The 12482-nt window shown below is 50.3% G+C and carries 13 protein-coding genes; 5 read left to right on the top strand and 8 right to left on the bottom strand.

The window, feature by feature from the left end:
• The first annotated feature begins 49 nt into the window (after window positions 1-49).
• Both ffh and ACO0LH_RS09785 read left to right on the top strand, forming a co-directional pair.
• Window positions 50-1417, top strand: coding sequence for a signal recognition particle protein (gene ffh / locus ACO0LH_RS09790; RefSeq protein ID WP_422940884.1), 1368 nt, complete (start codon window positions 50-52; stop codon window positions 1415-1417).
• A gap of 246 nt (window positions 1418-1663) precedes the next feature.
• Window positions 1664-2071 carry an SWIB/MDM2 domain-containing protein gene (locus tag ACO0LH_RS09785; RefSeq protein ID WP_186952101.1) on the top strand — a complete coding sequence of 136 codons (408 nt, stop codon included), beginning with the start codon at window positions 1664-1666 and terminating at the stop codon, window positions 2069-2071.
• A gap of 121 nt (window positions 2072-2192) precedes the next feature.
• On the opposite strand, the gene ACO0LH_RS09780 is transcribed toward ACO0LH_RS09785, so the two are convergent.
• From ACO0LH_RS09780 to ACO0LH_RS09765, 4 genes are all read right to left on the bottom strand, one after another.
• Window positions 2193-2972 carry a hypothetical protein gene (locus ACO0LH_RS09780; RefSeq protein WP_422940883.1) on the bottom strand — a complete coding sequence of 260 codons (780 nt, stop codon included), beginning with the start codon at window positions 2970-2972 and terminating at the stop codon, window positions 2193-2195.
• A 9-nt stretch (window positions 2973-2981) separates the two neighbouring features.
• Window positions 2982-3668, bottom strand: a complete 687-nt coding sequence (locus ACO0LH_RS09775; protein WP_422940882.1) for a hypothetical protein — start codon at window positions 3666-3668, stop codon at window positions 2982-2984.
• Between the two features lie 287 nt (window positions 3669-3955).
• Entirely contained in the window at window positions 3956-4537 is a 582-nt protein-coding gene (locus ACO0LH_RS09770; RefSeq protein ID WP_422941172.1) for a lytic transglycosylase domain-containing protein, read from the bottom strand.
• A gap of 140 nt (window positions 4538-4677) precedes the next feature.
• Window positions 4678-6414, bottom strand: coding sequence for a proline--tRNA ligase (locus tag ACO0LH_RS09765; protein ID WP_422940881.1), 1737 nt, complete (start codon window positions 6412-6414; stop codon window positions 4678-4680).
• 224 nt (window positions 6415-6638) lie between these two features.
• Here ACO0LH_RS09765 and ACO0LH_RS09760 point away from each other — a divergent pair, with 224 nt between their 5' ends.
• Together ACO0LH_RS09760 and ACO0LH_RS09755 are read left to right on the top strand one after the other, a co-directional pair.
• Window positions 6639-7211, top strand: a complete 573-nt coding sequence (locus tag ACO0LH_RS09760; RefSeq protein ID WP_422940880.1) for an RNA pyrophosphohydrolase — start codon at window positions 6639-6641, stop codon at window positions 7209-7211.
• A gap of 3 nt (window positions 7212-7214) precedes the next feature.
• Window positions 7215-7739, top strand: coding sequence for a CNP1-like family protein (locus ACO0LH_RS09755; protein WP_422940879.1), 525 nt, complete (start codon window positions 7215-7217; stop codon window positions 7737-7739).
• 73 nt (window positions 7740-7812) lie between these two features.
• On the opposite strand, the gene proB is transcribed toward ACO0LH_RS09755, so the two are convergent.
• The 4 genes from proB to rplU all read right to left on the bottom strand — a co-directional run bounded on the left by proB (window position 7813) and on the right by rplU (window position 11211).
• A complete protein-coding gene (gene proB, locus ACO0LH_RS09750; RefSeq protein ID WP_422940878.1) occupies window positions 7813-8931 on the bottom strand; it encodes a glutamate 5-kinase in 1119 nt (372 codons plus the stop codon).
• A 294-nt stretch (window positions 8932-9225) separates the two neighbouring features.
• Window positions 9226-10341: a GTPase ObgE gene (obgE, locus tag ACO0LH_RS09745; protein ID WP_422940877.1), complete on the bottom strand. Its 1116-nt coding sequence runs from the start codon at window positions 10339-10341 to the stop codon at window positions 9226-9228.
• Between the two features lie 254 nt (window positions 10342-10595).
• On the bottom strand, window positions 10596-10853 hold the full coding sequence (gene rpmA / locus ACO0LH_RS09740; RefSeq protein ID WP_186946996.1) for a 50S ribosomal protein L27: 258 nt from the start codon (window positions 10851-10853) through the stop codon (window positions 10596-10598).
• A gap of 46 nt (window positions 10854-10899) precedes the next feature.
• Window positions 10900-11211: a 50S ribosomal protein L21 gene (gene rplU, locus ACO0LH_RS09735; protein WP_110255243.1), complete on the bottom strand. Its 312-nt coding sequence runs from the start codon at window positions 11209-11211 to the stop codon at window positions 10900-10902.
• A gap of 255 nt (window positions 11212-11466) precedes the next feature.
• Here rplU and ispB point away from each other — a divergent pair, with 255 nt between their 5' ends.
• Window positions 11467-12447: an octaprenyl diphosphate synthase gene (gene ispB, locus ACO0LH_RS09730; RefSeq protein ID WP_422940876.1), complete on the top strand. Its 981-nt coding sequence runs from the start codon at window positions 11467-11469 to the stop codon at window positions 12445-12447.
• The last annotated feature ends 35 nt before the right edge of the window (window positions 12448-12482 follow it).

The following is a 12482-nucleotide window of genomic DNA, read 5'->3' as shown; positions in this document are numbered from 1 at the left end:
CCAGATGGCCCCGCTACATTGATTTTTATTCAAGATTTCTTAAGCAACCATGCTCGATAACCTCACCCAGCGCCTCGCCAAAGTCGTCAAGACCATGCGTGGCGAAGCCCGTCTGACCGAATCCAATACCGCAGAAATGTTGCGCGAAGTGCGCATGGCCTTGTTGGAAGCCGACGTTGCCCTGCCCGCCGTACGTGAGCTGATCGCCCGCGTCAAAGAAAAAGCCATGGGTGAAGAAGTCATTTCCTCACTGACCCCGGGCCAGGCCTTGGTTGGCGTCGTACAAAAAGAACTGGCCGCCCTGATGGGTGCCGATTTGGGCGAAGAAGCCTCACAACTTAGCTTTGCCTGCCAGCCACCCGCGGTTATCCTGATGGCGGGCCTGCAAGGTGCGGGTAAAACCACAACGGTCGGTAAGCTTGCCAAATATTTACGTGAGCAGAAAAAGAAAAAAGTATTAACTGTTTCTGCCGACGTGTATCGTCCGGCGGCGATAGGCCAGTTGCAAACCGTCACACAGCAGGTAGGCGCAGATTTCTTCCCTTCCTTGCCGACAGACAAACCGGTCGATATCGTCCTGGCTGCGCTGGATTATGCAAAAAAACATTATCACGATGTATTGATCGTCGATACTGCCGGTCGCCTGGGCATTGACGAAGCGATGATGCAGGAAATTGCCGCTGTTCATGCTGCCTTGAAGCCAATCGAAACCCTGTTCGTGGTCGATGCCATGCTGGGTCAGGACGCAGTCAATACGGCCAAGGCCTTCAATGATGCCCTGCCCTTGACTGGCGTGGTGTTGACCAAGCTGGATGGTGATGCGCGTGGTGGTGCGGCTTTATCAGTGCGCTATATCACTGGCAAGCCGATCAAATTTGTCGGCGTGGCGGAAAAGCTCGATGGACTGGAGTCCTTCGATGCGACCCGCATGGCGAATCGCATTCTGGGCATGGGCGATATCCTGGCACTGGTTGAATCGGCGCAAAAAGGCATGGACGTTGCCGCTGCCCAGAACCTGGCCCACAAGCTCAAGGATGGCGGCAAATTTGACCTCAATGACTTCAAGCTGCAAATTTCGCAAATGAAGAACATGGGCGGCTTATCAAACCTGATGGATAAATTGCCGGCACAAATGCAGCAGGCTGCCAGCGGCGCCAATATGGATCAGGCTGAGAAGCAGGTACGCCGCATGGAAGGCATGATCAATTCCATGACCCCGCAGGAAAGGGCAAAACCGGAATTGATCAAGGCTTCACGCAAACGCCGCATCGCTACCGGTGCCGGTGTACAGATACAGGAAGTCAATCGCATGCTGGCCCAGTTTGACCAGATGCAATCGATGATGAAGAAATTGCGTGGCGGCGGCATGATGAAAATGCTGCGCAGCATGAAGGGAATGATGCCGGGAAAACGCTGATTTCCCTCTATTGCCAGGAATAAAAAAGAAGGCCGGATAGCAGAGAAAATGTGCTGTATCCGGCTTTTTTTTCGACGGAAATCCAACGACCTGCAATTTCCGGCACTTTTTCAGCAAAAACCAGCAAAAAACACTTGCGTCCCCGTAAAAACCGCACCACTATTAGCGATGCGTGAAGTGACGCAATGCAGGAGCTTTTCAAAACGATCAAAGCTCCATCCACGAAATTTGTGAAGGAGGCTATTTATGGCAACAGCACCAAAAAAACCAGCAGCAAAACCAGCGGCTAAACCAGCTGCCAAACCTGCAGCAAAAGCGGCCGCTCCAAAAGCAGCAGCGGCTAAACCGGCAGCGAAAGCAGCAGCTCCTAAAAAAGCAGCAGCCGCCAAGCCAGCAGCAGCACGCAAGCCAAATGCAGCATTCATGAAACCAATGACTATCTCCCCAGTTCTGGCGGCAGTAATTGGTGCAGCAGCAATTCCACGTACTGAAGTCACCAAAAAAGTATGGGAATACATCAAGAAACACAAACTGCAAGATGAAGCAAACAAACGCAACATCAACGCGGATGACAAGTTGAAAGCTGTCTTTGATGGCAAAAAACAAGTGTCCATGTTTGAAATGACTAAACTCATTTCCGGTCATCTGTCCTGATTTTTCAGGAAACGGTTTCCGAGTTGCTTTGGGAGACTTAAAGGGAAGCAGTCAGTCCCATCCCAAACAAAAATGCCCGCATCGCGCGGGCATTTTTGTTTTCATCGCACTTACTTTTGACTTACTTGGGGCTTACTTGGGGCTTACTGATTTCCTGGCCTTTTTCTAGCTCCTTCAATGGCCCTTTTCCTGTTTTTAATAAATTGCCGCAAGTAACCGGCACCGTTGCCAGTTCATTGCCTATGGTCTCACCTGGTTTGCGGTGCAGGATGCAATATGTGCCGAAGGGGGTGATGACTTTTGACACTGGCCTGCCGTCACCGAGTATATGTACTTCATGTTTATAACCTTCCCGCATGACAAGCGAGGATCCGGCAATACGTTCGCCCAGTTTCGCAATAGGCGGAATCACTGCCTTGCTGCTGACGCGGTCACGCACTTCAAAATCCTTCTTCAATCCTTGAAAGATGCCCGCCACGTCACGGTTGATCGCCGCGGGTGCCGATGACAATGCTGGTGATTGAGATGGGGATTGAGCTTCAGCCGACTCAGTAGATTGCGGCAGCTTTGGCGGGGCTGGCTGGCCTGATGGCTGGGTTGTTTTGGCAGGTGCATCATCTCTGGAGGTCGTCAGGGGTTTCGAAACGACAGATCGGAGCCTTGCCGGCAACAACAAGTCTTTTTGATCTGTCTTCACCTCGGCTGGCAATTCCTGTTTTTTTAGCGCAGGTACATTCAGGAAAACCAGGTCGCCCGAATTTGATTTGTCATAGCCGGCATTTGCCTTGATGACCGGCCACAATAAGTATAGGCTGGCATGCAACAAAGTGATGCCCAGCAGTATTAGCCAGCCAGAAGACGGGGCTGTTTTTTCGTAACCGCGATTCAATGAAGCTTGCATCTGGTCTCTTCAATAGCTACCGCAACTGACCGTCTTGACGCCTGGTGCCTTGCTGAAATCCCATCCCAGCTTGGCCCCAATCACGCAATAGGAACCCAGGGATGTCGTCACCTTGGTCATGGCTGACCCATCAGGCAGTACAAAATTCTGGAACGTCGTACCGCGGGGACGAGCAGCTTCACTGACATTTTTTTGAAACGCCAGGAAAGAAGATTTATCCGGCTTGGTCTCGGTCAGATTGCGATTCGGTAATTCACGTTGCACCTCCTTTAGTACTTGGCGAATGTCGCGCTGAACGCTGATACCGCTGCCTGCGGCCTCTACGGGCGCAGTTGGGGTGACAGAATTGAGCGAGTCAAATGAAGGAGACACCACTTCATGCGTGGCCATTGCTGGCGGGACATCTGTCGGCGCAGGCTTATCGCCGGCCTGATTTTCTGCTAGTCTGGTTGATCTGTTCACGGCAGGTGCTTGCCTGACCGGTGCAGCGACACTTTGCACTTGCTTGGGTGCTTCCAGCATCCTGACCAGAAAGCTCAGCGGATGAATGACCTCGCTTTTGTATCGGTTGATACTGGGCCACAACAAAAATAACAAAAGATGGGCAACAGACACCAGCAAGAACAACTGCCAGCGAGATTGTCCTGGCTGGCCTTCAGCATACGGGAAGTCTTGACTACGATAAAGTGCGTGCATCGATACCTTCACCTGATCTGAAATACTGAGTTTGGATGCGCAATATTATTTTTATTGATAAATCAAAAGAGGGGCAATAGCAAGAAGCTGAGGCATACGCAACAAGCCTGGTATTTTGTAACTCCAGTCCGTCGCGTAACAGGGAATTTTAAAAAGGCGCATAGCGAAGTACTCAAGGTATCATAAGACAACACCTGTTCAGACATAAGAAAATAGGGTGCCCGGATGCGCACCCTATTGTATTCAGCAGATTCGCTGCTCTGCAATTCATCAAACACTAGCTGATACTAACTGATAAATTCCCAGTTCTTCCAGTTTGCCAATACAGCCTTGGGATATTCAGGCCGGCCACGGCTGCCGTTATAACGCCCCAGTGCCAGATACAGATCTCCCTTTTCCATATCGATATACAGACGCAGGATGGAACAGCCATAGCGCAGATTGGTTTGCATCTGGAACAATTTTTTTGCATCCCCATCACCAATCACTCGCGACCAGAAAGGCATGACCTGCATGTAGCCACGCGCACCGACAACAGAAGTGGCATATTTACGAAAGGCAGATTCTACCTGTATCAAACCCATGACCATGGCGACATCGAGTCCGGCACGTTTGGACTCATACCAGATCGCGTCGAGCAATTCCTTGCGCGTTTGCAGATCGGGGATGCGCCGCTTCAGGCGGGATGCCATTTCGCCCTGCCAGTTAATGTATTTGATACGTTCTTCGATATTGGCAAACGTCGGTTTGGGCGGCGTGGAATCAGAAATAGCCTTGGCCAGTGCAAGTCGCACAGAATCTGCCATGGCTTCTTCTTTTTGATTACCGGCATAAGCTGGCAATGCCGGTAATGCTGCCAAAACCAGCATGCAGGCCAGGCTGCAGACGATGGATTTTGTCCATCGTCTTGCCAGTTCATGCAGTAAACCGGCATGCTGCTTGTACATCAGATCAAGGCTAAGCTTGCGCCATACGCATAAGCGCAATAAAAAATACTTCATTCTGCGACTTATTTTCCAGCGAGTTTTGACTGGATGAAGCTCAGCATTTCGGCAACAGGGACATTGCTGGCTTCTGCATCGCGGCGGCCCAGATATTCCAGTTTGCCTTCTTTCAGGCCACGGTCACCGATCACCACGCGATGCGGTACGCCGATGAGTTCCCAGTCAGCGAACATGGCACCAGGGCGTTCACCGCGGTCATCCAGGATCACGTCAACACCAGCAGCCAGCAGGGAATGGTATAGCGCCTCTGTTTCTGTTCTGACGGCTTCACTCCTATCCATGCCCATAGGACAGATAACGACTTCAAAAGGTGCAATGGACGTAGGCCAGATGATGCCCTTGTCATCGAAATTCTGTTCTATCGCGGCCCCCAGAATGCGGGTGACACCGATGCCATAGCAACCCATTTGCAACAATTGAGGCTTGCCGTTCTCATCAAGGAAAGTGGCTTTCATGTCGTCGGAATAGCGGGTGCCGAGCTGGAATACGTGGCCAACTTCAATACCGCGCTGGATAGCCAACACGCCTTTGCCATCTGGTGATGGATCGCCAGCGACGACATTGCGCAAATCAGCAACCACAGGCTCAGGCAAATCGCGCCCCCAGTTGGCGCCGGTGAAGTGGAAGTCAGCTTCATTCGCGCCACAGACAAAGTCTGCCATGTTGGCGACGGTTCTGTCAGCGACAATATGCACTGGCTTTTGCGTGCCTATAGGGCCGAGGTAACCTGGTTTGGTACCGAAATGTTCGACAATTTCAGCCTCGGTGGCAAAGCGGTAGTTGGCCATGCCATCGATCTTGGCAGCCTTGACTTCATTGAGCTCATGGTCGCCGCGCAACAGCAACAGCCAGATTTGCGCTGTCTTGCCACTGTCTTTTTCAGCATCAACGGCCAGCACGATGGATTTGACCGTGGTTTCCAGCGGAATGTTCAGCAACTGTGCGACATCTTCACACTTGGCTTTGCCAGGCGTGGCGGTCTTGGTCAGTGCAGCTGTTGCGGCTGGGCGGCTGGTTTGCGTGGGCAGGGCCTCTGCCGCTTCCATATTGGCGGCGTAATCAGAGGTCGGGCAATACACGAGCGCGTCTTCACCGGTATCGGCAATGACGTGGAATTCATGTGAACCAGAACCGCCGATTGCACCGTTGTCAGCCGCCACCGCACGGAACTCCAGGCCGAAGCGCTGGAAAATACGTGTGTAGGCGTCATACATGATTTCATATGATTTTTGCAGGCCTTCGACATCACGGTCAAAGGAATAGGCATCTTTCATGGTGAATTCACGACCACGCATGAGGCCAAAACGTGGGCGGCGCTCGTCACGGAACTTGGTCTGGATATGATAAAAATTCACAGGCAACTGACGATAAGAACGGATTTCTGTACGGACGATGTCAGTCACAGCTTCTTCCGAAGTTGGCTGGATGATGTAATCGCGGCCATGGCGGTCTTTCACGCGCATCAGTTCTGGCCCCATCTTGTCCCAGCGGCCGGTTTCTTGCCAGAGCTCGGCTGGTTGCACGACAGGCATCAGCATCTCGATCGCACCGGCACGGTTCATTTCTTCACGAACAATATTCTCTACTTTGCGGATGACGCGCAAGCCCATGGGCATGTAGTTATAGATGCCGGAACCCAGGCGTTTGATCATGCCCGCACGCATCATCAGTTTATGGCTGACGATCTCGGCATCGGCAGGCGCTTCTTTCAGTGTGGAAATAAAAAATCGTGTAGCACGCATGACAGTGATTCTTTTTAAATGGAGGGTTATAATCGACTCAATTTTAAAGGATTAGCTGGCTAATGCGCCCACTCTTTGCACATTTGATGAAGGAAACTGCGATTTGTTCGCCTCCATGGGGGCTATCCGCTGAAAAATGCGGTGTTTTCCGACGAAACAAACGCTCTCTACGCTATCTATTGCAGGAGCAAGCCGTTTAGCCACAGAAAGTTTTGAGGTTGAACATGCTGGATCGTGAAGGCTTCCGCCCAAACGTTGGCATAATTTTGCTTAACGCCAACAATGAAGTCTGGTGGGGTAAGCGCGTGCGCGAGCACTCGTGGCAATTCCCCCAGGGTGGCATTAAATACGGTGAATCTCCAGAACAGGCGATGTTCCGCGAACTGGAAGAAGAAACCGGCTTATTGCCAGAGCACGTCAAAGTCATAGGTCGCACCCGTGACTGGCTGCGCTATGAAGTGCCAGATCATTTTATCAAACGTGAAATCCGTGGGCATTATCGCGGACAAAAACAGATCTGGTTCCTTTTGCGTATGATAGGTCGCGATTGCGACGTGAACTTGCGCGCCAGTACGCATCCTGAATTTGATGCCTGGCGCTGGCATGATTACTGGGTACCACTGGATGTGGTGATTGAATTCAAGCGGGGTGTCTACCAACTGGCCTTGCAGGAATTATCACGCTATGTGCATCGTGCCGAGCATCCGAATTCCAATCGCAACCGCTATTTGCGCAGTCAGCAACAAGGACAACCCAGTCGTGAATCCAAGAAAACTGAGCCGGAAGAATCTAAATAATTTATGTCACATTTAAAATTTCGCCGCATGACGGCCTGTTTCGTTTATGCCAGCCTGTTATTGGCTTCTTCTGTCAGCGCGTATGCAGCTGAGCCAGAAATGGATGAAGATGACAAGGAATGGCATGAAGTCGCCTTGCAATTACCGGAAGCACCCAAGCCTGAAAACCTGATCAATTTTTATAAAAGCGGCAGTCAGTCTTTTGCTATCGATACCAAGTCCCTGACGGTAGCCTCTGACGGCACTGTTCGCTATACCTTGATCGCCACCAGTTCAGGTGGTGCCAAGAATATCAGTTATGAAGGCATACGCTGCCAGTCGTATGAGGTGAAACTGTATGCGTTTGGCCGTGCGGATGGCAGTTGGTCACGTTCACGCCGCAACCAGTGGACTGACATTTCCAATCGCGGCGTCAATACACAGCACAGCACTTTGTTCACTGACTATTTTTGCGACGGCAGAAGCGTAGCAGGCAAGCTGAACACTCTGCTGGACAGGTTGCGTGGTAAAAAAGCACCGTATTCTTGATACAGGCTTGTGTTCTTATTCTCTTCCAGGGCGCAAGATTGAACTGCACCCTTTTTAATATGGTGAGCAGCCTTTATAGCAAGACCAGATTATCTCGATGAATTAATTCAGGTTCCTCGACAAAGCCGAGTATGGCCGCGATTTCTGTCGATGCATGGCGCTTGATGCGGCGCGCATCAGCGCTGGAATAATTGCACAAACCCCGGGCTATGGCCACACCAGCCTCATCACAGCAGGTAACCACGGCACCACGGCTGAACTCACCGCGTACATCAATGACACCGATAGGCAGCAAGGACTTGCCTTCCCTGCTCAGTTTTTGTACTGCGCCAGCGTCGAGTACGATTTGCCCTACCGTCTGCAAATGATCAAGCATCCATTGCTTGCGAGCGGCCAGCGGTGCCATTTGTGAAATCAGTTGTGTGCCTATGGCTTCGCCTTGCGCCAGCCTCACGAGTACATTTTCTTCACGCCCCCAGGCAATCACGGTGTGTGTGCCAGAACTTGCACCCCGCTTGGCCGCCAAAATTTTTGTCAGCATGCCACCGCTGCCCAGACTGGAACCTGCGCCGCCAGCCATGGCCTCCAGCGCCAGGTCACCTGCCCTGGCTTCATGAACAAATTGCGCATCAGGTTCTTTACGTGGATCAGCTGTATACAAGCCGCGCTGGTCAGTCAAAATAATCAGGGCATCGCCTTCTATCAAATTGGCAACCAGCGCGCCCAGCGTGTCGTTGTCACCAAACTTGATCTCATCCGTAACAACGGTATCATTTTCATTGATGATGGGAACGATGCCAAAACGTAGCAAGGTAAACAGGGTGGAACGCGCATTCAGGTAACGTTCACGGTCAGCCAGGTCTGCATGGGTAAGCAGAATTTGCGCGGTACCGATGTCATGTGCACGAAAGCTGCTTTCATAGATTTGCGCCAGCCCCATTTGCCCCACCGCTGCACAAGCCTGCAATTCATGTATACCGGTAGGCCGCTTGTCAAACCCCAGGCGCTGACGGCCTTCAGCGATGGCACCGGAGCTGACGAGCACGACTTCTTTGCCCATCTTGCGCAATTGGGCAATCTGCGCTGCCCATGTGGCGATGGCAACCCTGTCCAGGCCTTTGCCATCATTGGTCACCAGCGATGAACCAACCTTGATAATCAGGCGCTTCGCCTGTTGAATAACAGAATGCATAAATGATTGAGGGCAAAAGAGAAATTTCGATAACTGCGATAGCTATCATCTAGAGAAATTATACTTTATATGGAATCGATCGACACAATCGGAATTAAATTTAGATTAAATCAATTTATTCTTATTTTTCTTGGATTTATCTTATTTAAAAGAAATTTCTTGCTTTAAAGAAATTTCAACCATGCCTGGCTTTAATATCAGACTTCTTACCGACCTGCGTATCCCTCTTTATCCGTCATGCACGTAAAAAAGCCTGGCAGAACCAGGCTTAATTTTCTTGCTTATTCTCTTTGCTTAACTTTCGTCCAGCACCTTGAAACGCGGATCATCCGGGTCAATAGACAAAATACCCTGCGCTTCTTCTTTCATGGTGGTTTCTTGCGAACGCTGTTCTTGCGTACGCTTTTGTTCCAGATACTTGTAAATTTCCGTGACCAGTTCTTCACAGCCTTCGCGGTTCAAGGCAGAAATTTCAAATACCGGGCCTTTCCAGGCAAAGCGCTTGATGAAATCCTTGACCTTTTTCTTGCGTTCTTCCGCCGTCAATACATCAAGCTTGTTCAATACCAGCCAACGTGGCTTGTCGTACAGGCTCTCGTCGTATTTGCGCAATTCCTTGATCAGGGCCTTGGCTTCCTTGACTGGGTCAATCGCATCATCAAACGGTGCCAGATCAACAATGTGCAAGAGCAAACCAGTGCGCTGCAAATGCTTCAAGAATTGGATACCCAGACCAGCACCGTCAGCCGCGCCTTCAATCAGACCCGGGATATCGGCAATCACGAAACTTTTTTCATGGCTGACACGTACCATACCCAGATTGGGGTGCAGAGTTGTGAAAGGATAATCAGCAATTTTTGGACGTGCATTCGATACAGCGGTAATGAAAGTTGATTTACCGGCATTCGGCAAACCCAGCAGGCCAACGTCAGCCAATACTTTCAATTCCAGACGCAATTCGCGGCGTTCGCCTTCTTTGCCTTCAGAGCGCTGACGCGGTGCACGATTGGTCGAGGTCTTGAAGTGGATATTACCCCAGCCGCCTTCGCCACCTTTGACAAGCTCGACTTCCTGGCCGTGCTCGGTCAGATCGGCAATGACTTCATCAGTATTTCTATCGACAATCAGGGTGCCCACTGGCATGCGCAGACGTATATCATCAGCACCTTTGCCATAGCAATCTGCACCACGGCCATTTTCGCCATCTTTTGCCTTGTGCAGTTTGGAATAGCGATAATCTACCAGGGTGTTGATATTACGGTCAGCGATTGCCCAGATACTGCCGCCACGGCCACCATCACCACCATCAGGTCCACCAAATGGACGGAATTTTTCACGACAGAACGAGGCAACACCATTTCCGCCATCACCGGCGATTACTTCAATTCTGGCTTCATCAATAAATTTCATTTTTACCACCTAAAAAAGCTTGTATAAATTTTTGTAACCTGATGGAACAATAAATTTATACAGGATTTCTTCAAATTAAAAGGGCTAACACCAAACTGTCATGCAGGCAGGGTGTGTTTATGGAGAGGTGAGCTTGCGATAAGATGCTGCCGCAATAAGTTGGAACGGAGACTGATCCAACTAAAAAGGCCCTACCGATGGCAGAGCCTTTTTATCATACTGGCTTGCGCCCTGCTTTGAATTACTTCAATGCATTACGCTGGAACAACAATTGCGAACTGGTGACGTGCTGCACCTTTGATCGCGAACTGTACTTTGCCATTGACCAGAGCGAACAAAGTATGATCTTTGCCCATACCAACATTTTCACCAGCGTGTACACGTGTACCGCGTTGACGAATGATGATACCACCAGCATTGATTGCCTGGCCGCCGTAAACTTTAACGCCTAAGCGTTTTGACTCTGAGTCACGGCCGTTGCGCGTGGTGCCGCCGCCTTTTTTGTGTGCCATTTATTAGCTCCTTGGATACAGGTAAATTAACTTGTTAATTTACGGCTTAGCCGTTAATAGATACGATTTGCAGTTCAGTATAGTTTTGGCGATGGCCTTGACGTTTCTGGTAATGCTTACGACGACGCATTTTGAAAATGCGCACTTTGTCGTGACGACCGTGATCTATAACCTTAGCCAGCACCGTAGCACCTGCGACCAATGGAGCACCGAATTTAATGGTTTCTCCAGCGCCCAAAGCGAGCACTTGATCAATGGTGATTTCGGAGCCAATGTCTGCAGGTATCTGTTCTACTTTAAGTTTTTCACCAGCGACAACTTTGTATTGTTTGCCTCCGGTTTTTATGACCGCGTACATGTGAAACCTCATCAAATAAATATTAGGGATTTTCTCCCACCAGACGAAAACCCATCCGGGAAATCGGGAAAACCCCAAATTGTACATAAATCCCGCCCCATCGTCAAAGACTATTTGCATATTTTTTCAGCAGCACTGGCGCGCAAACACCCTCCACGACTGGCAAAACTGAAAATGCAATGATGCAGTCCAAGCAAAATACTGGCATGGCATCGTATAATCACGGCCATCCAGGATTCTTAAGCAGGTTCTCCCTTGTCTGCCACAAACAACCCAAACGCCATTACCGACCTTATTTCCTCTGATATGTCCGAGGTGAATCAGGTAATACGCAACAAGCTGCATTCCGATGTTGCCTTGGTCAATCAGATTGCCGAATACATCATCAGCGCGGGCGGCAAGAGAATCCGCCCGGTGCTGGTCTTATTGATGGCAAATGCCTATCACTACAAAGGTAGTCATCATCACGAACTGGCTGCCATCGTCGAATTTATTCATACGGCAACACTGTTGCATGATGACGTGGTGGACGAATCGTCCTTGCGACGTGGGCGCAAAACCGCGAATGCGCTGTTTGGTAACGCCGCTTCCGTGCTGGTCGGTGATTTTCTGTATTCACGTGCATTTCAGATGATGGTCTCCATCAATAGCATGCAAATCATGCAAATTTTGGCCGATGCCACCAATGTGATTGCAGAAGGTGAAGTCTTGCAATTGCTAAACATGCATGACCCGGATGTAACCGAAGAACGTTATCTGCAAGTGATACGCTCAAAAACCGCCAAACTTTTTGAAGCCGCCGCGCAGATCGGTGCGCTGATTGCCTGTGCCAATAGTGATGAGATTGAAGCCGCGGGGGAATATGGCCGTTCTTTGGGTACGGCTTTCCAGTTAATTGATGACGTGCTCGATTATTCCGGCAATGCAGATGACATCGGCAAAAATGTCGGCGATGATTTACGTGAAGGCAAACCAACACTGCCACTGATTTACCTGATGAAAAACGGCTCTGCTGCGGAACAGGAACTGGTACGCGCCTGCATAGAAAATGGCGATGAATCGAAGTTTGATGCCATTCTGGCAGCGATCACCAATTCAGGCGCATTGGCCTACACACAGAGCGAGGCTGTCAAGGCTTCCGAACGGGCGGCAGCGGCCATCCATACATTGGCAGAAACACCTTTCAAGCAGGCCTTGATCAATTTGTGTGCGTTTGCTGTTGGCAGAAATCATTAAGCCGCACAATTAGCAGAAAGCGGACATCGCTGATG

Origin of the sequence: Undibacterium sp. TJN19 (genome assembly GCF_049339485.1) — a bacterium.
In the GTDB taxonomy this organism is placed as follows: Bacteria; Pseudomonadota; Gammaproteobacteria; order Burkholderiales; family Burkholderiaceae_D; genus Undibacterium.
Note: the sequence above shows the minus strand (reverse complement) of the source record. Positions and strands in the feature narration are given on the sequence as shown.

Coding starts and splice junctions, on each gene's coding strand:
- ACO0LH_RS09780 (WP_422940883.1), bottom strand. CDS start 2,972: ATGCAAGCTTCATTGAATCGCGGTTACGAAAAAACAGCCCCGTCTTCT.
- ffh (WP_422940884.1), top strand. CDS start 50: ATGCTCGATAACCTCACCCAGCGCCTCGCCAAAGTCGTCAAGACCATG.
- ACO0LH_RS09765 (WP_422940881.1), bottom strand. CDS start 6,414: ATGCGTGCTACACGATTTTTTATTTCCACACTGAAAGAAGCGCCTGCC.
- ACO0LH_RS09785 (WP_186952101.1), top strand. CDS start 1,664: ATGGCAACAGCACCAAAAAAACCAGCAGCAAAACCAGCGGCTAAACCA.
- proB (WP_422940878.1), bottom strand. CDS start 8,931: ATGCATTCTGTTATTCAACAGGCGAAGCGCCTGATTATCAAGGTTGGT.
- ACO0LH_RS09775 (WP_422940882.1), bottom strand. CDS start 3,668: ATGCACGCACTTTATCGTAGTCAAGACTTCCCGTATGCTGAAGGCCAG.
- ACO0LH_RS09760 (WP_422940880.1), top strand. CDS start 6,639: ATGCTGGATCGTGAAGGCTTCCGCCCAAACGTTGGCATAATTTTGCTT.
- ACO0LH_RS09770 (WP_422941172.1), bottom strand. CDS start 4,537: ATGCTGGTTTTGGCAGCATTACCGGCATTGCCAGCTTATGCCGGTAAT.
- rpmA (WP_186946996.1), bottom strand. CDS start 10,853: ATGGCACACAAAAAAGGCGGCGGCACCACGCGCAACGGCCGTGACTCA.
- rplU (WP_110255243.1), bottom strand. CDS start 11,211: ATGTACGCGGTCATAAAAACCGGAGGCAAACAATACAAAGTTGTCGCT.
- ACO0LH_RS09755 (WP_422940879.1), top strand. CDS start 7,215: ATGTCACATTTAAAATTTCGCCGCATGACGGCCTGTTTCGTTTATGCC.
- obgE (WP_422940877.1), bottom strand. CDS start 10,341: ATGAAATTTATTGATGAAGCCAGAATTGAAGTAATCGCCGGTGATGGC.